23 protein-coding genes, 1 tRNA gene and 1 pseudogene are annotated in these 23,352 nt (G+C 60.5%); 11 read left to right on the top strand and 14 right to left on the bottom strand.

The window, feature by feature from the left end; translation table 11 throughout:
- Window positions 1-35: 35 nt before the first annotated feature.
- Window positions 36-791, bottom strand: a complete 756-nt coding sequence (locus AC3A4H_RS03560; protein WP_487765444.1) for a Crp/Fnr family transcriptional regulator — start codon at window positions 789-791, stop codon at window positions 36-38.
- A 241-nt stretch (window positions 792-1,032) separates the two neighbouring features.
- Here AC3A4H_RS03560 and AC3A4H_RS03555 point away from each other — a divergent pair, with 241 nt between their 5' ends.
- Window positions 1,033-3,231 (top strand): bifunctional diguanylate cyclase/phosphodiesterase, encoded by a 2,199-nt coding sequence (locus tag AC3A4H_RS03555; protein WP_487765443.1) that lies wholly within the window; start codon window positions 1,033-1,035, stop codon window positions 3,229-3,231.
- A gap of 4 nt (window positions 3,232-3,235) precedes the next feature.
- Here the strand turns inward: AC3A4H_RS03555 and AC3A4H_RS03550 are convergent, their stop codons facing one another.
- The 10 genes from AC3A4H_RS03550 to AC3A4H_RS03505 form a co-directional block, all read right to left on the bottom strand.
- Complete coding sequence (locus AC3A4H_RS03550; protein WP_487765442.1) at window positions 3,236-4,156, bottom strand: DMT family transporter; 921 nt, start codon at window positions 4,154-4,156, stop codon at window positions 3,236-3,238.
- Between the two features lie 190 nt (window positions 4,157-4,346).
- Window positions 4,347-4,550: a DNA gyrase inhibitor YacG gene (gene yacG, locus AC3A4H_RS03545; protein ID WP_487765441.1), complete on the bottom strand. Its 204-nt coding sequence runs from the start codon at window positions 4,548-4,550 to the stop codon at window positions 4,347-4,349.
- On the bottom strand, window positions 4,547-5,176 hold the full coding sequence (locus AC3A4H_RS03540; protein WP_487765440.1) for a Maf-like protein: 630 nt from the start codon (window positions 5,174-5,176) through the stop codon (window positions 4,547-4,549). Before AC3A4H_RS03540 ends, yacG begins: the two co-directional genes overlap by 4 nt.
- Window positions 5,177-5,211: 35 nt before the next feature.
- Window positions 5,212-5,430 (bottom strand): translation initiation factor IF-1, encoded by a 219-nt coding sequence (gene infA, locus AC3A4H_RS03535; RefSeq protein WP_019172992.1) that lies wholly within the window; start codon window positions 5,428-5,430, stop codon window positions 5,212-5,214.
- A gap of 87 nt (window positions 5,431-5,517) precedes the next feature.
- A complete protein-coding gene (locus AC3A4H_RS03530) occupies window positions 5,518-5,982 on the bottom strand; it encodes an arsenate-mycothiol transferase ArsC (protein WP_487765887.1) in 465 nt (154 codons plus the stop codon).
- Window positions 5,970-6,455, bottom strand: coding sequence for a UPF0262 family protein (locus tag AC3A4H_RS03525; RefSeq protein WP_487765439.1), 486 nt, complete (start codon window positions 6,453-6,455; stop codon window positions 5,970-5,972). Before AC3A4H_RS03525 ends, AC3A4H_RS03530 begins: the two co-directional genes overlap by 13 nt.
- 9 nt (window positions 6,456-6,464) lie before the next feature.
- Window positions 6,465-7,757 carry a histidinol dehydrogenase gene (gene hisD / locus AC3A4H_RS03520; RefSeq protein ID WP_487765438.1) on the bottom strand — a complete coding sequence of 431 codons (1,293 nt, stop codon included), beginning with the start codon at window positions 7,755-7,757 and terminating at the stop codon, window positions 6,465-6,467.
- Window positions 7,758-7,775: 18 nt separating this feature from the next.
- Window positions 7,776-8,210, bottom strand: coding sequence for a DUF2948 family protein (locus tag AC3A4H_RS03515; RefSeq protein ID WP_487765886.1), 435 nt, complete (start codon window positions 8,208-8,210; stop codon window positions 7,776-7,778).
- Window positions 8,211-8,343: 133 nt separating this feature from the next.
- Window positions 8,344-9,633, bottom strand: coding sequence for a UDP-N-acetylglucosamine 1-carboxyvinyltransferase (gene murA / locus AC3A4H_RS03510; RefSeq protein ID WP_487765437.1), 1,290 nt, complete (start codon window positions 9,631-9,633; stop codon window positions 8,344-8,346).
- 118 nt (window positions 9,634-9,751) lie between these two features.
- The gene (locus AC3A4H_RS03505) at window positions 9,752-9,940 is read right to left on the bottom strand and encodes a hypothetical protein (protein WP_348777991.1); all 189 of its coding nucleotides are present in this window, start codon (window positions 9,938-9,940) and stop codon (window positions 9,752-9,754) included.
- A gap of 159 nt (window positions 9,941-10,099) precedes the next feature.
- Between AC3A4H_RS03505 and AC3A4H_RS03500 the strand changes: the two genes are divergently transcribed.
- The 5 genes and pseudogenes from AC3A4H_RS03500 (at window position 10,100) to AC3A4H_RS03480 (ending at window position 14,529) form a co-directional block, all read left to right on the top strand.
- Window positions 10,100-10,174, top strand: a tRNA-Thr gene (locus tag AC3A4H_RS03500).
- Between the two features lie 74 nt (window positions 10,175-10,248).
- Entirely contained in the window at window positions 10,249-11,811 is a 1,563-nt protein-coding gene (locus AC3A4H_RS03495) for a DUF6538 domain-containing protein (protein ID WP_487765436.1), read from the top strand.
- A gap of 803 nt (window positions 11,812-12,614) precedes the next feature.
- Window positions 12,615-12,998, top strand: coding sequence for a hypothetical protein (locus tag AC3A4H_RS03490; protein WP_487765435.1), 384 nt, complete (start codon window positions 12,615-12,617; stop codon window positions 12,996-12,998).
- 650 nt (window positions 12,999-13,648) lie between these two features.
- Window positions 13,649-13,840: pseudogene (locus AC3A4H_RS03485) on the top strand (BRO-N domain-containing protein); the annotation flags it as partial.
- A gap of 119 nt (window positions 13,841-13,959) precedes the next feature.
- Window positions 13,960-14,529 (top strand): recombinase family protein, encoded by a 570-nt coding sequence (locus tag AC3A4H_RS03480; RefSeq protein ID WP_487765434.1) that lies wholly within the window; start codon window positions 13,960-13,962, stop codon window positions 14,527-14,529.
- Between the two features lie 108 nt (window positions 14,530-14,637).
- Here the strand turns inward: AC3A4H_RS03480 and AC3A4H_RS03475 are convergent, their stop codons facing one another.
- Together AC3A4H_RS03475 and AC3A4H_RS03470 are read right to left on the bottom strand one after the other, a co-directional pair.
- On the bottom strand, window positions 14,638-15,423 hold the full coding sequence (locus AC3A4H_RS03475; protein WP_487765433.1) for an AlbA family DNA-binding domain-containing protein: 786 nt from the start codon (window positions 15,421-15,423) through the stop codon (window positions 14,638-14,640).
- Between the two features lie 3 nt (window positions 15,424-15,426).
- Entirely contained in the window at window positions 15,427-17,358 is a 1,932-nt protein-coding gene (locus AC3A4H_RS03470; protein ID WP_487765432.1) for a GmrSD restriction endonuclease domain-containing protein, read from the bottom strand.
- Window positions 17,359-18,312: 954 nt separating this feature from the next.
- Between AC3A4H_RS03470 and AC3A4H_RS03465 the strand changes: the two genes are divergently transcribed.
- Window positions 18,313-18,633: a hypothetical protein gene (locus AC3A4H_RS03465; RefSeq protein WP_487765431.1), complete on the top strand. Its 321-nt coding sequence runs from the start codon at window positions 18,313-18,315 to the stop codon at window positions 18,631-18,633.
- Window positions 18,634-18,794: 161 nt separating this feature from the next.
- Here AC3A4H_RS03465 and AC3A4H_RS03460 read toward each other — a convergent pair whose 3' ends face one another.
- The gene (locus tag AC3A4H_RS03460) at window positions 18,795-19,691 is read right to left on the bottom strand and encodes a UTP--glucose-1-phosphate uridylyltransferase (protein WP_348777993.1); all 897 of its coding nucleotides are present in this window, start codon (window positions 19,689-19,691) and stop codon (window positions 18,795-18,797) included.
- 498 nt (window positions 19,692-20,189) lie between these two features.
- On the opposite strand from AC3A4H_RS03460, the gene modA reads away from it, so the two are divergent.
- From modA to AC3A4H_RS03440, 4 genes are all read left to right on the top strand, one after another.
- Window positions 20,190-20,996, top strand: a complete 807-nt coding sequence (gene modA, locus AC3A4H_RS03455; RefSeq protein WP_487765430.1) for a molybdate ABC transporter substrate-binding protein — start codon at window positions 20,190-20,192, stop codon at window positions 20,994-20,996.
- 103 nt (window positions 20,997-21,099) lie between these two features.
- Window positions 21,100-21,801, top strand: a complete 702-nt coding sequence (gene modB / locus AC3A4H_RS03450; RefSeq protein ID WP_487765429.1) for a molybdate ABC transporter permease subunit — start codon at window positions 21,100-21,102, stop codon at window positions 21,799-21,801.
- Window positions 21,798-22,907, top strand: coding sequence for a molybdenum ABC transporter ATP-binding protein (gene modC, locus AC3A4H_RS03445; protein WP_487765428.1), 1,110 nt, complete (start codon window positions 21,798-21,800; stop codon window positions 22,905-22,907). The genes modB and modC overlap by 4 nt, the downstream gene beginning before the upstream one ends.
- A gap of 22 nt (window positions 22,908-22,929) precedes the next feature.
- The gene (locus AC3A4H_RS03440; RefSeq protein ID WP_348777997.1) at window positions 22,930-23,271 is read left to right on the top strand and encodes a winged helix-turn-helix domain-containing protein; all 342 of its coding nucleotides are present in this window, start codon (window positions 22,930-22,932) and stop codon (window positions 23,269-23,271) included.
- Window positions 23,272-23,352 lie beyond the last annotated feature (81 nt).

Genomic DNA, 23,352 nt, shown 5'->3' with positions numbered 1-23,352 from the left:
CTGGTTCCGGAGGAGCGGGCCGCCCCGGCCAGCGGTCAGCGCAATAGAGAAGCGTCCAGAACCCGCCCGTAGCATTCGCAAGTGCGCCGCTCCAGCGCGGTCCGATCGGTGATGGTGACGGTGCCGCGATGATAGTCGATTATGCCGGCATCAAGCAGTTCCGAGCAGATGCCGCTCACCGTTGCGCGGCGAAGTCCCAGCACGCGCGACATCGCCTCCTGGGTCAGGGTGAAGGTGTCGCCGGCCATCCGGTCGAGCGCCTGCAGCAGCCAGCGCGTCACGCGCTGCTCGGCGGTGTGCAGGCTGTTGCAGGCCACCGATTCCATCAACTGGACGATCAAGGACTTGGAGTAGCGCAGCATGGCCTCGCGCACGCATATGAAGCGTTCGTGCGCGGCATTGAGATCGTCGATAGAGAGCCAGGACGCATTGCCCGCCACCTGGACCACGCTTCGGCCCACCGCATTGCCGCCGCCCATCACCAGCGCGAAGCCAAGGAACCCCTCCAGCCCTATCGAGGCCTTTTCGACGCTGCGGCCGTCTTCCATCTCGGCCATGAAGGATACCACGCCCTCGTTCGGGAAGACGGCGTGAGTAACGGGGGCGCCATCGGCGAATATCACTTCGCCCACCGAAATAGGCCTGGTGACAAGGCGTTCCTGCAGGAAAAGCTGCGCCTGCGGCCGCAGCGAAAGCAGGACCTTGTTACGGATATCGCCGCTGAATTCGGGCTGGCTGGCCAGATGGCTGGCATTCTCTGGCGTGGCGGGAAAGGTTTTTTGCGTGAACACGTGCGCTTAAACTCCAGTTAACCTTTCGATATGTACGGTATGGTTCATTCGTTACCGTACATATGAAGCTGTTGACGGTCCGATCGGACAGAAATGCAGAACAATATACGTGTTCCGCAGGCTTAGGCTGGGCTGGTCTACTTGCGCAGAGAGTGGGGGAGCAAAGCTCGGCGCACACATGCACTGTAATGAACGGGAAAGGCCGCGCTAGGGGGACACTGCGGCCGAGAGGGGGAAAAGCATGTCATTGGATCAAGAACCTGCGTCTTTCGAAGGCGGAGGGCGGGCGGGGCTATGCGCCGCGGCTGCCGCGGCGGGGAAGGATTTTGACAGGGCGGGCAGCAAGGTCAAGCAGATACAGGCCGAGTTCGGCGCCTATAAAGCCGCCATCGACCAGCATGCCATCGTCGCCATGACGGATCGAGGCGGAACGATCCTCTACCTAAACGACTTGTTTTGCCAGGTAAGTGGATATTCCCGCAGCGAGTTGGTCGGGCGCAAGCACAATCTCGTCAACTCCGGCCTTCACCCCAGGCAGTTCTTCACCGACATGTGGCGCACGATCTCGCGCGGGGGATTGTGGCATGGGGAAATCTGCAACCGCACCAAGGAGGGCGACCTCTACTGGGTCGACACCACCATCGTGCCGCTGCGGGACCCATCCGGAAACTGTCGCGGCTATGTCTCGATTCGATACGATATAACAAGGCGCAAGGCAGCCGAGGCAGCCCTTTGCGCAGAGAACGAGAAGCGCCGAGAGGCAGAAGCGCTGCTGCGCGATATTCTAGAGACAATTCCCGACGCGGTTGCGGCTTTCGACGCCGATGACCGCCTGGCTTTGTACAACGAGGCCTTCAGGCGCTATTATGACAAATCGGCACCGATAATCGAACTTGGCATTTCATTCGAGAGTATTCTGCGCTTCGGCGTCGAGAACGGCCAGTTCAATCTCCCCAAGAACACGCCCGAGGCCCGGGAAGCCTGGATCGCTGCGCGAATGCGCGAACACCACAATCCCGGCAAGAAGGTTCTGCAGCAGTTGAGCGACGGCCGCTGGCTTCAGATGCGCGAACGGCAGTCGCGCAGCGGATATGTGGTCGGGGTTCGCAGCGACATCACGGACCTGAAGCAGGCAGAATTGGTGATCAAGCGCCAGGCCGAGCAGGACCCGCTGACAGGCTTGTTCAACCGCGCAGTGCTGCTTGAGCGGTTGGCCGACGCTGTCGCCGCAAACGAGCGTAGCGGCCGGCAGGGTGCCCTGATGCTGGTCGATCTCGACGACTTCAAGGGCGTCAACGATACTCTCGGGCATGACGCGGGCGACATGCTACTGCTGACCGTCGCAGAGCGATTTCGCGAAACGCTGCGCAAGTCCGACACCATCGCAAGGCTTGGTGGCGACGAGTTCGCCATTATCGTTCCCAACCTGTCAGGTGCGGACGACGCGGTGAAGATTGCCGAGAAGATCCTCGCCTGCGCGCGCCAGCCCATCGATATCGAGCACCGCAGCCTGATCGCCGGCTGCAGCATCGGCGTCGCCATGTTCCCGGACGATGGTGGTACGGCCCGGGAATTGCTCAAGCATGCCGACATCGCGCTCTATCAGGCCAAGGCACGCGGGCGCGGCGTATCCTGCTTCTTCGATCCCGCACTTCGCGACAGCGTCGAGCAGCGCCAGACTACCGGAGATGCGCTCAGGGTGGCGTTGGCCGCCAATGAGATCGACATCGCGCTGCAGCCGCAGGTCAGTCTGGAAAACCGCAGCCATGTCGGCTTCGAGGCCCTCGCGCGCTGGACGTTGAACGGACGGCAGATCGCTCCCGCCGAATTCATTCCCGTGGCTGAAGACAGCGGCCTCATCGTGCCGCTCGGCCTCCAGGTACTGGAGAAATCCATGGAAATGGCGCGCGAGTTGCGGGATCGGGGCTACGAGCCGGGCCCGGTCGCGGTCAACGCGGCGGCAGCGCAGCTCAAGCAGAGCGATTTTGCCAAGGGTGTGCTGGGTCTGCTGCGGAAATTCCGCTTGGAGCCGGCCGCGCTCGAGATCGAGCTGACCGAGAATGTGCTGCTGGATCGTTCGAGCGACCGGATCTCGGAGGCCCTGCGCGAACTGGACCGTGCCGGCGTCATCATCACGCTGGACGATTTCGGCACCGGCTACGCGTCCTTGTCGCATCTCAAGCGATACCCAGTCAGCCGGTTGAAGATCGACCAGTCCTTCGTCCGCGAAATCCAGTCCGATGTGTGCGATGCGGTGATCGCGCGCGCCATCATCAGCCTCGCCCACAACCTTAAAATGAGCGTGGTCGCGGAAGGGGTCGAAACCGAGCAGCAGTTCAGGTTTCTCAAGGCGCATGGCTGCGACCATGCGCAGGGCTACCTCATCAGCAGGCCGATCGAGCCGGCGTCGGTACAGGCCTATCTGGCGAATACCCGCTGAAGCTTCAATGCACGCTTCGCGGCACGTTGTCGGGCTCGATGACGTCGACCACCTTCTGGCGATGGAAGATGAACAGGCCGGCAAACACGATGATGGCCGAGCCTATGAGCATCTGCTTGTCGGGCACGTCGCCGAAGAAGGCGATGCCGAACACCACGGCCCAGAGCAGCAGCGTGTAGTGGAGCGGCGCCAACGTGGAGGCCGGGGCAAGCTTCAGCGAGCGCGTGATCAACAGATGCGCAGTGCCGGCCACCACGCCCAGGAGCAACATGGCCGACCAGTCGAGCGCGTTTGCCGGGCGCCAGTCGCCAACGGCCAGCAGCAGACCCATCACCAGCGCGCCCAGGGTCTGCCAGGTCACAAGCGTAGTGTCGCTTGTGGCGCGGAGACGCCGGCTGAGGATCATCGAAATGGCGAAGGAAACGCTGCCCACGAGAGCAAACAGCGACGACAGCGATAGCGACGAGGCCGAGGGCCTCAGCGCAATCACCACGCCGCAAAAACCGATGACGATTGCCAGCCAGCGCCGCCAGCCCACCTTCTCGCCGAGAAAGATGTGCGACAGGGCCGCGACATAGATCGGCCCCGCCATGTAGAATGTCATAACGTCGGCCAGCGGCAGATAGATCACCGCTGCATAGAAAAAGGCCGTGTCGGCGGTTGCCGTCAGCACGCGCAATGCCTGAAGCCACGGCTTTTCCGGCCGCGCCAGCGGGGCGATGCCCTGCCGCACGAGCATCGGGCCAAGCACAATGAGCGATCCGATGGAACGGATGAACAGCACCTGACCCACGGAAAAGCTGGCGACCAGCCATTTGCCCATCGCGTCGTTGAGGGCGAACATGAAATTGCCGAGCAGGATCAGAAGAATGCCCGCAAGGACGAGATTGCTCCTGGGCAGGCGAATGGCTTGTAGGAAGGTCATGCTTCAGATCTTTCGGCCGAACGGCATCGAGGCGCGCAACCCCAGTGGCCGCCGAGCACTACAGCATCATTGCGGCAACCGAAATCGATTTTCCGAGCCAGTCGGGCGATAACGATGGAACAGAAGGCCGGATTCATGCGGCTTGCTGCCGCGGACGAGCCGCATAGGCGCAGTAGGCGCGACGGGCGGGTCAGTCCTGCCGGCCGTCTTCGGAATCTTCCTCGTCGTCGCGGACGGGAATAGCGTAGCGGCCCGAAAGCCAGCGGTTTAGATCGACGCTCTTGCAGCGTTCCGAGCAGAACGGGTAAAACTCGCGCGACGAAGGCTTGCCGCATTCGGGGCAGGGCCGCTTCGGGCGAAGCGGAGTCACCTTGCCATCCTTGTCCTGGGTCATACGCGCCCGCCGGACAGCCAGTTGAAATGCACCGGAAAGCCTTCGGCCGTCAAAAGGCCCACGGTCTCGTAAAGCGGCAGGCCGACCACATTGGTGTAGGAGCCCACAAGCTTCACCACGAAGCTTCCGGCAAGCCCCTGCACGGCATAGCCGCCAGCCTTGCCGCGCCATTCGCCGGAGGCAAGATAGCTTTCAAGTTCTTCGCGGCCCAGCCGCTTGAAACGCACCCGCGTTTCCACCAAGCGCTCGCGCTGCTTGCCATCCGGCGTAATCAGGCAGACACCAGAATAAACCCGATGCGTGCGGCCGGAAAGCAGCTTCAGGCAGTTGGAAGCCTCGTCGACATGCTCCGCCTTTGGCAGGATGCGGCGGCCCACCGCCACCACCGTATCGGCGGCGAGCACGAAGCCGCCGGCAAAGTCCGGCTCGGTCTTCAGCGAGGCGAAGGCCTTGTCGGCTTTCGCCTTGGCCAGGCGCTTGGCCATCGAGCGCGGGTGTTCCGCACGCTGCGGCGTCTCGTCCACATCGGCTGGCAGCAGCCGGTCCGGCTCGATGCCTGCCTGCTGCAGAAGCTCGATCCGGCGCGGCGAAGCCGAGGCTAGCACAAGCTTCTGAAGTGCGGTCATCGCAATCCCGTCGGCAGGAGCAAAAGTGCCAAAACCTATTTGAAACGATAGGTGATGCGGCCCTTGGTCAAGTCGTAGGGCGTCATTTCGACAAGAACCTTGTCGCCCGTCAGCACGCGGATACGGTTCTTGCGCATGCGGCCGGCCGTATGTGCGATGATCTCGTGCTCATTTTCGAGCTTCACGCGAAACATCGCATTCGGCAGCAGTTCCGTCACGGTGCCCGGAAACTCGAGGACTTCTTCCTTCGGCATTCTCTTCCTTTGCTTAGGATTGGATTTCCGGCATCGGGCCGGAATTTTGGCGGAACCTATATGATTATCGCCACTTTGTGAACACGCTTAATATACGTCCTTTTGGGGCGATGTCGTAAAGCGTGTGGCGATGCGCGCCTTCAGCCGTTCGCGCACGTCTCGATAGGCGTCCAGTATGTGGTCGCGGCTGCCCGTCACGGTCGTGGGGTCGGCCGTCGGCCAGTACTCCACCTCCACCGCCATCGAGCGGGTCAGTTCCAGCGCTGCGTGGTGCGCCTCGGGCGCGAGCGTCACGATGAGGTCGAAATAGTCGTCTTCCAGGTCCTCGATCCTGCGGGGCTCGCGGTCGGCAAGCGACAGGCCTTCTTCTGCAAGCACGGCGTCCACGAAGGGGTCGCGCTCGCCCACCCGCACCCCGGCCGAGGCGATGAAGGTGGAGGATGGCAGCATCTTGCGCGCCAGAACCTCGGCCATGGGAGAGCGCACGACATTCATGCCGCATACGAACAGGATCGAACGTGGCTGGGAACCGCTCAGGACTAACCCCGCCAGTGCAAGACGCAGACAAGCGTGAAGACCCGCCGCGCCGTATCGAAATCGATGTCGATCTTGCCGGCCAGGCGATCCTTCAGTGTCTGCGAGCCTTCGTTGTGCAATCCCCGGCGGCCCATATCGATCGCCTCGATCTGGCTCGGGGACGCGGTCCGGATTGCTTCGTAGTAGCTCTCGCAGACCATGAAATAGTCCTTCACGATCCGCCGGAACGGCGTGAGCGACAAGATGTGGGTCACCACCGGCTCGCCATCTTCGCGCGTCACCGCGAAGACCAGCTTCGAATCGATCAATGAAAGCTTCAGCCGATAGGGGCCCTTGCCCTCGTCATGCACCGGCTGGAAGGAGTTTTCCTCGATCAGGTCGAAGATCGCCACCGCCCTCTCGTGCTCGATGTCAGGCGTCGAGCGGCCAATCGATTCGTCGAGCTCGACGTCGATCAGTCTTGAGAGCTGGCGGGCGGCGTCGCGCATTCCTCCACTCTACAGGTTCAGCCGGATCGCGACCGAGCGGCCATGCGCGTCGAGCCCTTCGGCCTTTGCCAGTGCAATTGCCGCCGGCGCCAAAGCCCTGAGCTGTTCGGGCCCCAGCTTCAAGATCGAGCTGCGCTTCATGAAGTCAAGCACGTTGAGGCCGGACGAGAAACGCGCCGAGCGCGCAGTCGGCAGTACGTGGTTGGGCCCGCCCACATAATCGCCGATGACTTCGGGGGTATGGCGCCCGAGGAACAGGGAACCGGCGTTGCGGATCCTGGGCAGCATCGCCTCCGGATCGGCAATCGCCAGCTCAAGGTGCTCGGCGGCGATCCGGTTTGCCAGCGGCACGGCCTCCTCGAGGTCGTTCACCAGGATCATCGCGCCGAAATCGCGCCAGCTTGCGGCGGCGGTTTCGGCCCGCGACAGCGATTCAAGCTGGCGGTGCACGGCCTTTTCCACCGCGGCGGCAAAAGCTGCGTCGTCGGTCACGAGGATCGATTGCGCCGCCGTGTCGTGCTCGGCCTGCGCCAGAAGGTCGGCGGCAATCCAGTCGGGGTCGTTGTCGCTGTCGGCAATCACCAGCACCTCCGAGGGGCCGGCGATCATGTCGATGCCGACCGTGCCGAACACCTGCCGCTTGGCGGCTGCGACATAGGCATTGCCGGGGCCGACGATCTTGGCCACCGGCCGGATCGTCTCGGTGCCATAGGCCAGCGCCGCCACGGCCTGCGCGCCGCCGACGCGGTAGATCTCGTCGATGCCGGCAAGGTCGGATGCCACCAGCACCAGCGGATTGATGACCCCCTGCGAAGCCGGCACCACCATCGCGATGCGCTCCACGCCCGCCACCCGCGCGGGCATGGCGTTCATCAGCACCGAGCTCGGGTAGCTGGCAGTGCCGCCGGGAACGTAGAGTCCGACCGCCTCGATGGCGGTCCAGCGCGAGCCGAGCTCCACGCCGAGCTCATCGACATAGCGGTCGTCGGCGGGGCGCTGCCGCTCGTGATAGGCGCGGATGCGGTCGCGCGCAAAGGTCAGCGCCTCGACCGTGGCCGGATCGGCATCACGGTAGGCCTGCTCGATCTCCTGCCGCGACACCGCGATGCCCAGCGCGTCGAGGTCGGCCTTGTCGAATTTGCGGGTGTAGTCGACCAGCGCCTTGTCGCCCTGCTCGCGCACGGTTGCGATGATCTCGCGCACCACGGCCTCCACGTCGGGCGAGGCTTCGCGCTTGGTGGTGAGGAATGCCGCGAAGCGCGTCTCGAAGTCGGGGTCGGAGGTGCGAAGCGTGATGGCCATTTGGATTTCGAAGAACTCTCAGACTTGGTGAATGGGGCGGGAACTGGCCTGCCACGCGCCGACGAGATCGGCAAGCCGCGCCTCGATGCACTCGACCTCCAGCGCGATGGTGCCGCCGCCGGAAAAGGCGAGTTCGATGGTGCCGGCGGGCTCTTCCTTGCGGAGAAAGCGTATGGCCAGCAGCGAAAGCACGGTTTCGGGCTTTTCGCGGTCGATGCCCGCGGATTTGACGGAGAGCACCCGGCCGAAGTCCAGAACGCTCTTGCGGCGCTGGAACTGGCGGCGGAAGAAGCCGGTGCGGGCTTCCCATGCGAAGCGGTTCATGGGCAGAACGAAGCGGCGGGCGGCAGCCTCATATTTCAGCTCGCCCACCTTCATCACGGCGTCCTGAACATGCGCCGAAACTATCTTCAAATCCTGTTCGTCAAGCGCGAGGAGTTTTAACTGGCCCATTTCCGCGTCAGCATCCATGCGAGGTGCATTGGCCATGTGTTATGCGGTCTTGGCAGGACACGCAACCAAAACACCCGCTTGTCGCCGTGCAAGCGCCAGAAATGACCGGAGCGGCCTCCGGCCAACCGCAGAGCTAGGACGAGAGGCGCTCGATGATCGCGCCGCAGCCGGAGAGCTTCTCTTCCAGCCGCTCGAAGCCGCGGTCCAGGTGGTAGACCCGGTTGACCACGGTCTCGCCCTCGGCGGCAAGCCCCGCGATCACCAGCGACACGGAGGCGCGCAGGTCGGTCGCCATCACCGGCGCGCCCTTCAGCCGGGCCACGCCCTCCACGATCGCGGTCTGCCCCGCCAACGTGATGCGCGCGCCCAGACGGGCCAGTTCCTGCACATGCATGAAGCGGTTCTCGAAGATCGTCTCGGTGATCTTCGCCCGGCCATTGGCCATGGTCATCAGCCCCATGAACTGCGCCTGCAGGTCGGTGGGGAAGCCGGGGAACGGCTCGGTGATCACATCGACGGGCTCGATGGCGACGCCGTTGCGGCGCACGCGGATGCCGTTTTCCACGGCCGTAACCTCGGTGCCCGTCTGCCTGAGCACGTCCAGCGCGTTCTGGAGCAGGTCGATGCGGCCGCCTTCCAGCACCACGTCGCCGCCGGCCATTGCCACGGCCATGGCATAGGTGCCGGTCTCGATACGGTCGGGAATGACCTGATGGCGCGCGCCCGACAGCGCCTCCACGCCCTGGATGGTGACGGTGGACGTGCCGGCGCCTTCGATCTTGGCGCCCATGGCGATCAGGCATTCGGCCAGGTTCACCACCTCAGGCTCGCGCGCGGCGTTTTCCAGAACCGTCTCGCCGCGGGCCAGCGTGGCCGCCATCATCAGCACATGGGTGGCGCCCACCGAAACCTTGGGGAACACGTAGCGATTGCCCTTGAGCCGGTTCTTCGCCCTGGCGAGGACATAGCCGTTCTCGACGTCGATCTCGGCGCCCAGCGCCTGCAGGCCGTCGATGAACAGGTCGACCGGGCGCGTGCCGATGGCGCAGCCGCCCGGCAGCGAAACGCGGGCCTCGCCCATGCGCGCCAGGAGCGGCCCGATCACCCAGAAGCTCGCCCGCATCTTGGACACCAGCTCGTAGGGTGCCGTGGTGTCGACGATCTGGCGGGCGGTGAAATTGATGGTGCGCGAATAGCCTTCGTGCTGGCGCTCGCGCCGGCCATTGACCGAATAGTCGACGCCATGATTGCCGAGGATGCGGATCAGCTGCTCCACGTCGGCCAGGTGCGGAACGTTCTCCAGCGTCAGCGTATCGTCGGTCAGCAGCGATGCGATCATCAGCGGCAGGGCCGCGTTCTTGGCACCGGAGATGGGAATGCGGCCATTCAAATGATTGCCGCCGATGATTCTAATGCGATCCATGCGAATCATTTCTCCGGGGAAAACCCGGCTTTGTCTGAATTAACGTTCGGCCCGTCTAGACCATGCTGAAATGCCGTTCAAGAACGGCTGATTCGACCGGCTGGCCGGACCGTTTGCACTATTTTGCCTTGGCGTCGTCCGGCTTGCGCGCCGCCGCGATGCCTTCCGGCCTGCTATCTGCCTCACCGGTGCGGCGTGCGCGGGCCTGCGCCTTGCGCTTCAGCAGATTTGCACGCAATTCCTCGGCCAGGCGCGCCTTCTTCTGGTCTTGGCTAGTGGCAGGCATCTTGGTGTCTTTTGCGGTCATGGCGGCCGGCCCGAACGAGTCCCCCTGTTCCAGGATGAGGAACGAACGCAATACATACCATTGTGGCCGCGTCGTGTCCGACGAAAAACATCGTGATTACCCTTCACACATAGCTTGCGCTTCGGGGAATCATGTGGCAGAAGGCCCGCGCAATCGGATGCTGCCGTAGCTCAGTGGTAGAGCACTCCCTTGGTAAGGGAGAGGTCGAGAGTTCAATCCTCTCTGGCAGCACCATTCCTTCTCCTTGATATTTCAAGAAGTTGAGTGTTTTCAGGCGCTTGAGGATGCCCCGGTTATGTACAGAGGGCATGTACATGGTGCTTCCAATGGCCAATCCCACAAAATCCAAAAACGGCGTCTACTACTTCATCCAGCGTGTCCCTGCCGATCTGGTGGGGAAGGTGGGCCGAAAACGGTACTCGTTCTCTCTCGGTACGAAAGACCCCAAGGTCGCCCGCCAGCTATTCCTTGATGCGATGACGCAGAAGGAGAAGGAACACGCGGTCCTTCGTGCTGTCCCTTCCCCAATTCCGCATAAGAAGCTGGTCGAGTTGGCGGGTGTCGCCTATCGCGACTTTGTCATGAGCTTGGAAGATGAGCCGGGAGAGGCTGACATTTGGCAGCATTACAACTCCTTGATGGAGAGGTTGGCTACAACGGGGCCGGATGCCAAGGAGAGGTGGCACGGCGAGGTCGCTGACAAACTGCTGGTGGCCGAGGGGTTGGCTGCTGATGAGGGCAGTCGGGCAAGGCTGGTCGAAGAGCTTCACAAGGCATTCACCTTGGCTGGCCAATTCCAGCAGCGCAGAGCGGAGGGCGACTACAGCCCCGATGAGAACCTCAAACGCTTTCCCACCCCCGCATCGGCGCACACGGCTAGCCATCCAGCTACAGTCGTTACAGCATCTGTCGATGGTGAGCCGGTCACGATCACCAGCCTATTCGAGCTATGGAAGCGTGACCATCTCGCCAATGGCAGGGCACCAGCGACGGTGGAGGAGTACGAGAGCAAGACCAAGGCTTTCGTGAAGTGGCTTGGGCATGACAATGCGCTTGCGGTCACGGGGAGGCGGATAGCCGAGTACTGCGACCACCTACGCCATGATGTCGGTCTGTCGTCAAAGACTGTGGGCAGTAAGTACCTTACCTTCATCAAGGCGCTGTTTCGCACGGGCAAGGACAAGTTCATCCTGGCAACGAACGTGGCAGCAGAGGTCAAATTCGCCATCGTCAAGCTGCCGCAGGGGCGTCCGAAGGGCTACACCGACGCAGAGGCCAAGCGGATATTGGCGGCAGCGAATCGCTCACTAGTAGCCAACGACAAGCGCAGCGTGGCGAACAAGATTGCTTGCCGGTGGGTGCCGTGGCTTTGTGCCTACACTGGAGCGCGTGTCTCTGAAATCACCCAGATGACAAAGGCTGACATTTTCGAAGAACACGGCATCGCCACGATGACCATCACCCCCGATGCTGGCAGCGTTAAAACTGGTGTCTACCGACTGGTTCCGATCCATTCTCACCTGATCGAGATGGGCTTTCTGGATTTCGTTCGGTCCCGCCCTGATGGCCCGCTCTTCTACGAGCAGAACGACAGGAAGCGGAAGGAACGGAACACCCAAGCGAAGTGGGCTGGTAGTGCTGTGGGCCGGTGGATCAAGACCGTTTCCGGCGTCGATGATCCACGGGTATGGCCGAACCATGCTTTCCGCCACAGGTTCAAGACGATTGGCCGAGACGTGGGCATCGATCTTCACTACCTCGACGCCATTCAGGGGCATGCCGATGGCAGGGCATCCACCGAGTACGGTGAAACGACGATGAAGGCGCTTTATCGGGAAATCCAGAAGCTGCCCCGGTATGAGCTGGACTGATCAGCATCGGCCCATTTTCCTTCCGGCCTATCGACCCTACAGCGCCTTTCTCCTCTCCCCGGTAGTTTCCCTATCTGGCCGCTTCGTGCCGCTCTACGGTCAATGCCGGAGGAGAAGGATGGTGTTTTGTTGTCGACCACGCGCAGTGGAATGTCAGCTCAAATCTGAGCCGCAAGCAATGTTCTTCAAAACCAAGCTCGAAGGCCGCACCCGCTTTGGCACCTCGCGAAGCGATGGACAGGGAAGACCAAGCGAGATTGCCCCTACCATACGGTGAGAGGAGACCGATCGATTGCCCCCTGCATAAGGAGAAGAGACGAGAGGGAGGAGACCAGGTCGATTGCCCCACACATATGGATAGGGGGATAAAGGGGAGGAGAGGCTGAACTGATGAAATCAGGTTACTCTCCGATGTATCTTTATGTGGTTGATGATGACTGATGTTGTTGATGATGAAATCCTATCTCAACAACAGTTCTCCTGAACGATCCCCTGATGTGACCTGAACAGGGAACCAATCGAGGGACAGCGAGACATCTCATACATCGTCCTCCCGTTCCATCCCCATCTATCCACCCGCACAGTCGACCATCGACACCTGACCTGATCAGGACGTGCGGACTGCTGATCTTCTGACCGGCAAGCTCTCTCGTTCGTTGTTTGTGATCCTGTCGACTTGGCCCCTGCGTCTTCCCTGACGTGGGGGCTTTTTTTGTCGGTCACAAGCAGCGCGAGGAGACGGCACTTTCCCCAGTTGGGCCATGCCAGCTTCGACATCACGACAACGACAACATGAGAACTCCATGCACAACAACCATTCACTCTCGCCCCTGCGTGTCTTCATCGATCCGGTGAAGGTCACCAGCAAAGGGCAAGGCTACTCCGTCTCGTTCAACGGCGAGATCATCATCACCAACACCCGCGATCCAGCATTTAGCGCCTGCCGCTACCTCGTTGAGCTGGGTTATCAGGGCCGGATGGAGATGTGGGACAACGAGCGCCCATATCCACGGCTGCTCGTCCACGACATTGAGAAGGCTGCACGGCTGACCGTCAGCGAGACAGAACGTCATGGCCCTCGCATTGTTCGATACGATCCCATGAGCGACGAACAGCGGCAGCGTTTGAGAACGACGGACAAGCACCACAGCAAGCCAGAGCCTGACAGCCAGCCGGTGGCTGCATGATCCACCGTCGGGTCGAGCGGCTGTTGTTCGATTGGCCGTGGCTCCTTCTTCTCGGCACCCGACCAAGGACGAGCGTTTAGAGGCTGGCTGGTGTCATCATCCATCCAGACACAAGCGCCTCTCCACGGTCGACACCTCGGCACGATGCGTCGATCCCTCCCATCAGGCTCTCAGGTTCTCGCCTTCACCATACCAGTACAAGCTGGCTTGGCCTCTCATGCTGGCAGCGATGGGGGCTTGAGGCGTGGTCTGGTGGGTGGGGCGGAATGTTTGGACAGAAAATCTGAGACCCCAGATCAGATATACGGAAACGGCACTTCCCCCGGTGCCCCCTCGCACTTTGAACGAGCAAGGCACTGTCTGCGCCGCCATGGCCATGCCTGTCGCGTCCCGTGCGCTGGGCTGGGAGAGCGCAGCCGCCCCGACCTCACCACCTTCAACTATCTCTCCAACCTCATTCGCGTGATTAGATCGACGGCCAGCCGTGGTTCGTTGCGGCTGATGTATGCCGCACCATCGGCTTCGACATCGAGCGCCGTGGCGTCTCCAACTATCTCAAGGGTCTGAGGGCTGATGAGCATCAGGTAGTCACGAACTAGAATACCCCCGATCTGTTCCGGGGTAAGCGGGGTTACCCTCGCAAGGTCGTGATCTCCGAGAGTGGTCTCTACTATTTCGTCATGCGCTCCGACCGCCCGGAGGCCCGTCAGTTCCAAGACTGGGGCACCCGCGAAGTCCTCCCGGCGATCCGCAAGGATGGCATGTACGTGGCCCGTGAGGAGAAGGCGGCGACCGGAGAGATGATGCTGCTGAGGTGTGGGCGGTGTCACCAGTGCCAATAGGGCTTGCCCATGTGACTCCCTCCGAATGTCTCCGATGTAGTGCCACATGAATGGGTATTGACCTTTGGCACTATGAGTGTCATTGAGTCCACGAGTCTTTTGGAACTGCAGGGATCAACATGTCATACGCCATCATCGGTTATGCCCGCACCTCTACCATCGACCAGACCGCGGGACTTGAAGCCCAGCTCCGCGACTTGGCCGCAGCCGGTTGCGTGAAGGTGTTCCAAGAACAGGTGTCCTCTGTTGACACCAAGCGCCCGGAACTGGAACGGGCACTGGAGTATGTTCGTGAGGGTGACACGCTGGTGGTGACGAAGCTGGACCGCCTTGCTCGTTCAATGGCGAACCTTGTGGACATCACCGGCAAGCTGAAGGCCAGGGGTGTGGAACTGCGGGTACTGACTCTCAATCTCGACACCGGCACCCCTACCGGCAAGCTGATGCTGAACCTTCTTGGTTCCATAGCTGAGTTCGAACGCGAACTGATGCTGGAACGACAGCGGGAGGGCATCGCCAAGGCCAAGGCGGAAGGGAAGTATCAGGGACGCGCCCCGACTGCACGTCGCAAGGCTGATGAGATTCGTAGGATGAAGGCTGAGGGTAGTACGGTGGATGCTATCGTGGCCGAACTCGGAGTGAGCCGGTCCAGCGTCTTCAGAATGCTGCGGACTACTTGCCCATCCTGATCAGGGCAGATTAATTCACTGTCTTGGTCGCAAGGTGCGATAATGATTTTTTGCCCCCAGGACCGAATAGAACGTCCGGCAATTGGTCAAGGTTCAGCATTTGTACGGCTAGCCTATGAGCCCCTTTCGAACTCGATCCAGGATAAGAGCCTCAACATCACGTGCTTGCAATCGCGGTGACTGGTTGCCACTCCGGCGGTAGACAATCTCATCCGATCCTGCGGCGTTTGATTTTCTGCAGACACAAATTCTGTCGCGCCTTGGCTCCACAATGACGGTGCAAATACAGCAGCCGTCAATTTCCATCATAGCATATCTGATGTACCCAAGTAGAAGCTTGTAATCTGGGATAAATGCCTGCAGGGCTGAGTTGAGTCTAAGTTCCCATTGATCTCTGCTCTTGTTTCCGCCAACAAATAGATATTCATTTTGTATTCCATAAATGCTTCCGTCATCACAAACGCCAATAAGCAAAGTTCCGCCGTCAGCATTTAAAAATGCGACGATTGATTTCACAACCTCATGGACAATCTGATCTTCAAACAATTCAGCTTGAGCAGCATTTGGGTCATTCTCGCGACGCCGTACATTCAGGCCCAAAGTTTGCTTAAATTCGACACAATGACCCTCACCAGCGTTTCTGGCCCGTTCGAATGCGGTGCGGAACGCGTCTTCATTTTTCTGCGCACTGAAGACTCGAGCGTCGTCCAATTCTCCAAGACTCAAGTTTGGATGACACTCGATCCCGGCTGTAGCGCAAACTTCTTCAATCTTGCGCACGACTTCTAGCGCCCCCAGATTCTGAAAATCAGGAATCTGACGAAGCTCTGTGATTGAACACTCGACGCTATTGCGAACCGCCGCCGAGACAAAATCCAGTAGGCTCGAAGGCATTGCTCAAACCATGAGCTTCGTTCGAGAAAGCAAATCGTCGGCAATTCTGCTTGCGCGGCTTAGCCAGAACTCGGGCATCCCCTCTGCCTCGCCCACCAAGAGTTCAAACTCTTCTATTCCTATGAAAACGCTCTTGAAGAACGAGCTACCGCTGTCAAATGTGATCTGAGATTTTTCTATGAACGTACGCGGTGATTTGGTTTTCCACTCATTGTTCGTGGGGCGGGCGAGGGGCATGAGGTTAGCTATCGAGTTTACCCAATCTCTCCCGGCCTCTTCCTTGTCTAGGAAGGCCTTCAGTGTACCGGAGGCGTTGTCGGCGCACCACGCACGCGGGAATATATGATGCAGTTCGAGGGGGCCCTCTGAAGTAAGTGAAATATCCACGCCATCAATATCAATAGACGTGCCAGCAATCATCGGGAGAAGCAGTGAGGCCTGTCGCGCACCACCAGGCCTCCCGTCAGTCAAGTAGTCTACCAATTGGGCGTGCGTTGGAATGTCGGAATCTTTGATTAGCGAGGCAATAATCATTTCATCGCAGTGTTGAAGCCAGCCCGATTTGGTGTTGAAGTCCGCCCGTTTGACCAGGAGCGACTTCAAGAAGAGCATGTCTTTGGGTAGAGTAGTGAGAAAACCTTGGTCGTAACGGGTGGCGAGTGCGTTCCTCCAAAAGAAAGCACGATACAAGGAATTGAGATCTGCCACATTCCACATGCTGTGGCGACTAGGCGGGTCGAATTCTTTGTGCCATCTGATGCCGGTGTAAATCGACGCGGAGATCGGATAGGGGCACTTGTCGTAGCTAAACAAACCTCCCGCCACCAAGTGCTGGAAGTCGCCCAAGAAGCAAGCAAGCTTGTCTTCGTTCTGAACAACCAAATTCCAATGCTCAGATGGCGTCGCAAGCAAATCAGGCGACTTGATTGAATCAATCGTGGTGACGCGCTTAGCTCCGCTGACCTGTCTTGGCGCGGGCTTGTCAGGTCGTTCCTGGGCGACAAAGGCTGCTGTTACAAGTTGTGCAATCAGCTCGGGTCGCCGGTCTGGTACCGCCCACCCGACTGCTCCATCTAGCTGTCCGAGATCTCTGATCCACTCGCGAATTTGGATCGGGCCGTCTTCCAACCCTTCAGTTTCCCGGTAAATCCAAGAATTGATAAGATCGACAGTGGAGACCTTCATTCCCGAAAGGTTTAAGGTTTCGAATATTTCGCAAATCTGTCCAAGATCATACTTTTCCGGAACTATACAAGCAGCAAGCCTAGTTTCTGTAATCCCATCGAATGCACTCTGAACAATTCCATCACGACGCTGAAGTTCAGCTTCGTCGGGCAACTTGCCATTTGGATAGTTATCTGGATTTTTAATTTCCTGTGCGTACCGATACCATTGACGTAATATAGGTTCGCGAGGAACGTCGCTTGCCAATGGGAACAGCCCGGCGCCGATACATGCTGCTGTGCTTGTCAGGCCCGCTTTTTCGAGCTCGGAGGTTTTGCGGAAAATCACGCGTTCCAAAGGATCGGGCTGTGCCGCATTTAGGAAATACCTTCCTGAATATTTGCTGCCTCTGAAATCTGGCGTAAACCCAGCGAACGCCATAGCAACTGCAGTGCAGCGCTGCCTTCCATCAAGGATGGCATAGATCTTGCTCGTGCCTTCATCATCTCCGAAATATTTGGTAACCTGCTTGCGGGCTTGACCATCGTAGTCTTGTATCGAGAGCCGTTCCAGGTCCAAAGGGTTCCGGTCAGACTGCTCCCAAAGGGTAATCATTCCGATGGGATACGCGTCGATGATCGAAGTGGCGAGGCCCGCGATCGCAGATGTATCCCACACAAACTCGCGTTGGAATTTCGGTACTTGCCATACAGCGTTCCTTAAACTGTCAATCAAGTTTGCGATAGTATAGTCGGTAATCCGTATGCTCATCTGCGTCTCTCGATTCCAATCTGTGGAATGCGAGCAAAGGAGCCCAAGATTTCGCTGCTGTCAATTTGCACGCTGCGACAAAGACGGCTTGTAAACACCTGTCGGGCATTCGACCCCAATGGGTTGGGACTATGCGAGGCAAAAGGGCTGCGGTGCTTCGGCCAATGATGTGCAAATCGGTTCCGGCCACTTCATCCCCTCTTTGGGTCATCTGATTTTGCTGACTTAGGCGCCACCAGATGGCACACAGAGGACCTGGGTCTTGCAGTGCCGCCTCCGCTTCTCATCGGGGAACACCTTCTATCCACGTGTACGCGTTCCATCTCCGAAGGGCGAAGAAGGTATGGCTGGCGGGTTTCCACCGGTCGTATCTGCACGGCGTCGGTTCACGGTCGGGGGCCTTTAACTGACCATGACGTTGGACCTTTTGCGCCAGCCCAAGTAGTGACCACGGGTTATGTACAGAGCTTGCATTGCTCGGAAAAAGGTGATTATAAATCAAGTGGTTGATTAGTTTCGTCCGGGTTCAATCCTCTCTGGCAGCACCATTTTTCCCAACGAAGCTTTTCGAATTTTTTCGGGTTGGCTTGTCCCGCCTGCCAACTGCGCAGCCAGGCTGCCGGAGCACTAGGTTTTCCGATCGGTATCGCATGCATCGGGCCGCGACTGCCGGTGTGCGATTTTTGCGAATCGCAAGCGGCGAATCGCGTCTCGAGATCGCCGAGAAATCAGGTTCGCCCGCCACAGCCTCCATTCATGCTCGGCGGTACCAACCAGAACAGAGATAGCGATGCGCTTGCTTGCGGACATACCCGCCCGCGAGTCAGGTTATCCGCGGCGGGCTGGCAGGTTTTCCCTGACTTCTGTTCAGGCCGGCAGGAGCCTAGGGTCGCTGGATGCGAAGTCTGCCCGGCGGTTCGTATCCCTCGGGCTGCGCCATCGAAGGATGCTGGCATGATGAAGCTCTTCCTCGCAGCCACCGCGCTTTTCGCCATTACGGCCGTTGCTGCCGCCGGCAGCGGGAATGGGAACGGAAATGGCAATGGCAATGCCGGCTCGTTCAACGGCAATGGCAATGGCAACAACAATTGGGGCTGGGGCAGCGGCAACAATAACGGCAACAACAACAACTGCTCGGGCAACGGCAACGGCTATGGCAACAATGGCGGCTCCAACCAGGGTAACGGTAACGGCAACAACAGCGATGGGTGCTCGCCCTTAGGCGGCGACTTTGGTGGGCTGTACCTGGACTACGACTACGACTACGACGACTGACGCAGTTCGTCGCTCCGGGCGCTGCCGGTGCATGGCGTAGCGCTGAGCCCTAGACGCTCCGCATTCTTGTGCCAGTTTCCCTGATGGAGTGTCCGGCCCGCTCGCGGCTGTTTCCAAAAGAATCGGCCGGAGCATTTGCCCCGGCCGCCATTCATGTCTTGTCAGGCTGCCTCATTGCGGCGTTGCTGCGAGGCGATCATCTGCGCGATCGGCTGCAGCACCAGGTCGCGCATGTCGGCGCGCGCCAGCGCAAAGGCCACATTGGCCTGGATGAAGCCCTCCTTCGAGCCGCAATCGAAGGTGCGGCCGCGATAGGGATGAGCATGGAAGGGCTGGCTTTCGCAGAGCCGCCTCATGGCGTCTGTCAGCTGGATCTCGCCGCCGGCGCCGCGCTCCTGGGTGTCGAGAAGCTCGAACACTTCGGGCTGCAGGATATAGCGGCCATTGATGTAATAGTTCGAGGGAGCCGCCGCCGGCGCCGGCTTTTCCACCATCTCGGTCACCGCGAAGCCGCCGCGCACGGCCTCGCCCTTGCCGACGATGCCGTATTTGTGGGTCTCCGTCGGGTCGCATTGCTCGACGGCGATGACGTTGCCGCCCGTCTGCTGGTAGAGCTCCATGGCACCGGCCAGGCAGCCTCGTTCGCCGAACGAAACCATGTCGGGCAGCAGCAGCGCGAAGGGCTCGTCGCCGACGATGTCGCGTGCGCACCAGACGGCGTGGCCGAGCCCGTGCGGAACCTGCTGACGGGTGAAGCTGATTGCACCGGCTGCCGGCTGCATCTTGCTCAGGCTGGCGAGTTGCTCCAGCTTGCCCGTGCGCTTCAACGTGTCCAGCAGCTCCGGTTGAATATCGAAATAGTCCTCGATCACGTGCTTATTGCGGCCGGTCACGAACACGATGTGCTCGATGCCGGCGTCAAGCGCTTCGTCGACGGCATATTGCACCACGGGGCGGTCCACCACCGTCAACATTTCCTTCGGCATTGCCTTTGTTGCCGGCAGGAACCTGGTTCCGAGGCCGGCAACCGGTATAACTGCTTTTCTTACTTTTCTCATTTCGCCATCCCTGTCTTGAGTGGACAAACTGGCCTGCCTCGCCCGGGCGGGTGTGCCCCCGTCGAATGCGATGGCGGCTGAATTGTTTCTGGTTTGATTTCTGCGTTTGCCTGAAAGTGCCCCATCATGCCGGTCAGTCTCCCACGCGCGAACGAACCCGCTAGATTGGCGCCCAGGCCATAACGCGCTCCCGCTCAAAAAGGTTGCAGTGGGGCGTACTCCGCATTCGGAGCCCCTCTGATGTAATCGGCAGGCCGTACATGCTGCCGGGACGCGTCGGTCACGGCGATTTTTGACTGATTGGAAAACTACGCCGCCAAAGAACGACCCCGATGGCTTTTGGTGAACAGTTCGAGGCGTCAGAATTTAGAGAAAGGATGCAAATTCGCAGGGAAATGAGCATGTGGTAGAAATTTGGTTGTATTCGTATGGATATATCGAGAGAACTCGCATAGCTTGAGTCCCGAACCAGATTCGCCAAAGGACGGGAATTGCGCCATGCGCACACGCAGAAGCTTCGGAATTCGTTTCGCCGCTGCCATCGGCTGCATGGTGGCCATGCTGCTAACGGCGGTGCCGGCATCGCAGGCCGCCGACAACGTCGTGGTTTTCGCCGCCGCCAGCCTGAAGAACGCGCTCGACGCCATCAATACCACTTGGCAGGAGGAAGGCCACCAGTCCGCCACCATCTCCTATGCCGCCAGCTCGGCGCTGGCCAAGCAGATTGAGGGCGGCGCGCCGGCCGATGTCTTCATCTCGGCCGACCTCGACTGGATGAAATACCTTTCGGAAAAGAACCTCACCAGGCCCGACACCGAGGTGCAGTTGCTCGGCAACCGCATCGTGCTGATCGCGGCCAAGGATTCGACTGCCGAAACCACCATCGCGCCCAATTTCCCGCTGGCCGGCCTGCTGGGCGATGGCAGGCTTGCCATGGCCGACGTAAAGGCCGTTCCGGCCGGTAAATATGGCAAGGCCGCGCTTGAGAAGCTCGGCGTCTGGTCCTCGGTTGAAGGCAAGGTAGCGCAGGCCGAGAACGTCCGTGCCGCGCTAAAGCTCGTCGCTACCGGCGAGGCGCCGCTCGGCATCGTCTACAAGACCGACGCCGTGGCCGACCCCGAGGTCAAGATCGTCGCTACCTTCCCGGAAGACACGCATGCGCCGATCATTTATCCGGCCGCGCTGACTGCTTCGTCCAACAGTGAGGACGCGACGAAGTTCCTTGACTATCTGAAGTCGGCCAAGGCCAGGTCGCTGTTTGAGGAGCAGGGCTTCACCGTATTGGTGCCGGCGGCTGCAAACTGAGGACCGGTGCAGGGTGATGCTGTTTTACTCGACCCCGGACCGGGCTTTTGGGCTATAAGCGCGCCATGGTTCTCGGGGTGGAACAACGCGAGGGGTTGCGGGCATGAGCTGGTTCCAGCTTAGTCCCGAAGAGTGGATGGCTGTCCACCTGTCGCTCAAGGTTTCGACCTGGGCGATGCTGGTCAGCCTGCCGTTCGGCGTCGGCGTCGCCCTGCTGCTGGCGCGCGGCAGTTTCTGGGGCAAGTCGCTGCTCAACGGCATCGTGCATCTGCCGCTCATCCTGCCGCCGGTGGTCACGGGCTATCTGCTGCTCATCACTTTCGGCCGGCGCGGGCCGGTCGGCGCCTTCCTGGCCGAGAATTTCGGCATCGTCTTCTCCTTTCGGTGGACGGGTGCGGCACTTGCCTGCGGTATCATGGGCTTTCCGCTCATGGTCCGCGCGATCCGCCTTTCCATCGAGGCCGTCGACCGCAAGCTGGAGGCTGCCGCCGGCACGCTTGGGGCCGGTCCGGCCTGGGTGTTCTTTACCGTGACGTTGCCGCTCATTCTGCCGGGCGTCATCGCCGGCATGATCCTCTCGTTTGCCAAGGCGATGGGCGAATTTGGCGCCACCATCACTTTCGTCTCCAACATTCCAGGCGAGACGCAGACGCTACCCTCGGCCATCTACACATTCACCCAGGTGCCGGGTGGCGACCTGGGCGCCCTCAGGTTGACGCTGGTCTCCATCGCCATCTCCATGACGGCGCTGGTCGCCTCCGAGGCGGTGTCGCGCCGGCTCGGCAGGAGGCTCGAGATCGAATGACGGTCGCGGTCGACATCACCCACCAGCTTGGCGGCTTCACGCTGGAGGCCCGTTTCGAGAGTGCGGGACGGCTCACCGCGCTGTTCGGGCCGTCCGGCTCGGGCAAGACCTCTCTGGTCAATCTGATCGGCGGGCTTGCGCGCCCGGATCGCGGGCGCATCGCCGCGCAAGGGCGCGTCTTCGTCGATACGTCCGAAAGACTGTTCGTGCCCAAGCACAAGCGCCGCATCGGCTATGTCTTTCAGGAACCGCGGCTGTTTCCGCATATGAGCGTGCGCGCCAACCTTCTCTACGGGCGCTGGTTTGCACCGGTAGGCGAACGCTATGAGGATCTGGACCGGGTTGTCGACATGCTCGGTATAGGCAATCTGCTGGAGCGGCGTCCGAGCCGGCTTTCCGGCGGCGAGAAGCAGCGCGTCGCCATCGGCCGGGCGTTGCTCACCAGTCCGCGGCTGCTGTTGATGGACGAGCCGCTGGCCTCGCTGGATGAAGCGCGCAAGGCCGAGATCATGCCCTATCTTGAGCGCCTGCGCGACGAGACGAAGATCCCGATCGTCTATGTCAGCCATTCCGTTGCCGAAGTTGCGCGGCTGGCCAGTGATGTGGTGGTGCTGTCGCGCGGCAAGGTCGCCGCCTTCGGGCCCACCGGCGCGATCATGCAGCGGCTGGACCTCCTGCCAAGGGCGGAGCAGGCCGAGGGCGGCGCGGTACTGGACATGAGGATTGCCTCGCACGATGCCGAGTTCGACATGACGGTTCTCGCTTCCGCCGCTGGTGAAATTCGCGTGCCTCGCATCGCTGCCGGACCCGGCAGCATGGTGCGCGTGCGCATTCGTGCCCGCGACGTCATGATTGCCACGGAACCTCCGCGGGGCCTGAGCGCGCTCAACGTGCTTGCCGGAAAGGTCGCGGAGATCGGCGACGTTGATGCCGCCACGGTCGAAATCAGGCTCGACTGCAATGGAGAAAGCGTGCTGTCACGCATCACCCGCCAGTCAGCGAAGGCGCTGGGGCTGGCCGTAGGACGTCCCGTCTTTGCCGTTATCAAGACGGTTGCCTTCGACCAGGAAAACTTGTCCCGTACCAGTGTGTTGCATGATATCTAGAATCCGAAAGGAATTCGAAGGCATGCCGTCTCTTACGTTGCGGATAAATCTCGACCCCGAGGGCCGGATCGGCCCCGGCAAGATCGAACTGCTTGAAAAGATAGCGGCTTTCGGCTCCATCTCGGCCGGCGCGCGCGCCATGAACATGTCGTACAAGCGTGCCTGGGACCTCGTAGAGGAAATGAACAAGCTGTTCGGCAAGCCGCTGGTGGCGGCACAGACGGGCGGCAAGCATGGCGGCGGCGCCCAGCTAACCGCGGTGGGCATGACGGTTGTCACCCGCTTCCGCGCCATCGAGCGGGCAGCGCTCGCCGCCGCCGCGCCGCAGATGGCGGCGCTGCAGGCCGAAATCGAGGCGCATTGAGCCGCGGCTAGGGCAACCCGAAGCCCTGCGACGACCTTGCCGGTCCGATGTGCTAGAGTGTGACTGGACGCGCGGCCGTTT

The sequence above is a fragment of the Pseudaminobacter sp. Soil_N_29 genome (assembly GCF_057656055.1).
Note: the sequence above shows the minus strand (reverse complement) of the source record. Positions and strands in the feature narration are given on the sequence as shown.

Excerpts from the sequence above, each read along its gene's own strand:
- AC3A4H_RS03555 (WP_487765443.1), top strand. The coding sequence starts at position 1,033 with ATGTCATTGGATCAAGAACCTGCGTCTTTCGAAGGCGGAGGGCGGGCG.
- AC3A4H_RS03550 (WP_487765442.1), bottom strand. The coding sequence starts at position 4,156 with ATGACCTTCCTACAAGCCATTCGCCTGCCCAGGAGCAATCTCGTCCTT.
- yacG (WP_487765441.1), bottom strand. The coding sequence starts at position 4,550 with ATGACCCAGGACAAGGATGGCAAGGTGACTCCGCTTCGCCCGAAGCGG.
- AC3A4H_RS03540 (WP_487765440.1), bottom strand. The coding sequence starts at position 5,176 with ATGACCGCACTTCAGAAGCTTGTGCTAGCCTCGGCTTCGCCGCGCCGG.
- infA (WP_019172992.1), bottom strand. The coding sequence starts at position 5,430 with ATGCCGAAGGAAGAAGTCCTCGAGTTTCCGGGCACCGTGACGGAACTG.
- AC3A4H_RS03525 (WP_487765439.1), bottom strand. The coding sequence starts at position 6,455 with ATGCGCGACGCCGCCCGCCAGCTCTCAAGACTGATCGACGTCGAGCTC.
- hisD (WP_487765438.1), bottom strand. The coding sequence starts at position 7,757 with ATGGCCATCACGCTTCGCACCTCCGACCCCGACTTCGAGACGCGCTTC.
- AC3A4H_RS03515 (WP_487765886.1), bottom strand. The coding sequence starts at position 8,210 with ATGGGCCAGTTAAAACTCCTCGCGCTTGACGAACAGGATTTGAAGATA.
- murA (WP_487765437.1), bottom strand. The coding sequence starts at position 9,633 with ATGGATCGCATTAGAATCATCGGCGGCAATCATTTGAATGGCCGCATT.
- AC3A4H_RS03505 (WP_348777991.1), bottom strand. The coding sequence starts at position 9,940 with ATGACCGCAAAAGACACCAAGATGCCTGCCACTAGCCAAGACCAGAAG.
- AC3A4H_RS03495 (WP_487765436.1), top strand. The coding sequence starts at position 10,249 with ATGTACATGGTGCTTCCAATGGCCAATCCCACAAAATCCAAAAACGGC.
- AC3A4H_RS03490 (WP_487765435.1), top strand. The coding sequence starts at position 12,615 with ATGCACAACAACCATTCACTCTCGCCCCTGCGTGTCTTCATCGATCCG.
- AC3A4H_RS03480 (WP_487765434.1), top strand. The coding sequence starts at position 13,960 with ATGTCATACGCCATCATCGGTTATGCCCGCACCTCTACCATCGACCAG.
- AC3A4H_RS03475 (WP_487765433.1), bottom strand. The coding sequence starts at position 15,423 with ATGCCTTCGAGCCTACTGGATTTTGTCTCGGCGGCGGTTCGCAATAGC.
- AC3A4H_RS03470 (WP_487765432.1), bottom strand. The coding sequence starts at position 17,358 with ATGAGCATACGGATTACCGACTATACTATCGCAAACTTGATTGACAGT.
- AC3A4H_RS03465 (WP_487765431.1), top strand. The coding sequence starts at position 18,313 with ATGATGAAGCTCTTCCTCGCAGCCACCGCGCTTTTCGCCATTACGGCC.
- AC3A4H_RS03460 (WP_348777993.1), bottom strand. The coding sequence starts at position 19,691 with ATGAGAAAAGTAAGAAAAGCAGTTATACCGGTTGCCGGCCTCGGAACC.
- modA (WP_487765430.1), top strand. The coding sequence starts at position 20,190 with ATGCGCACACGCAGAAGCTTCGGAATTCGTTTCGCCGCTGCCATCGGC.
- modB (WP_487765429.1), top strand. The coding sequence starts at position 21,100 with ATGAGCTGGTTCCAGCTTAGTCCCGAAGAGTGGATGGCTGTCCACCTG.
- modC (WP_487765428.1), top strand. The coding sequence starts at position 21,798 with ATGACGGTCGCGGTCGACATCACCCACCAGCTTGGCGGCTTCACGCTG.
- AC3A4H_RS03440 (WP_348777997.1), top strand. The coding sequence starts at position 22,930 with ATGCCGTCTCTTACGTTGCGGATAAATCTCGACCCCGAGGGCCGGATC.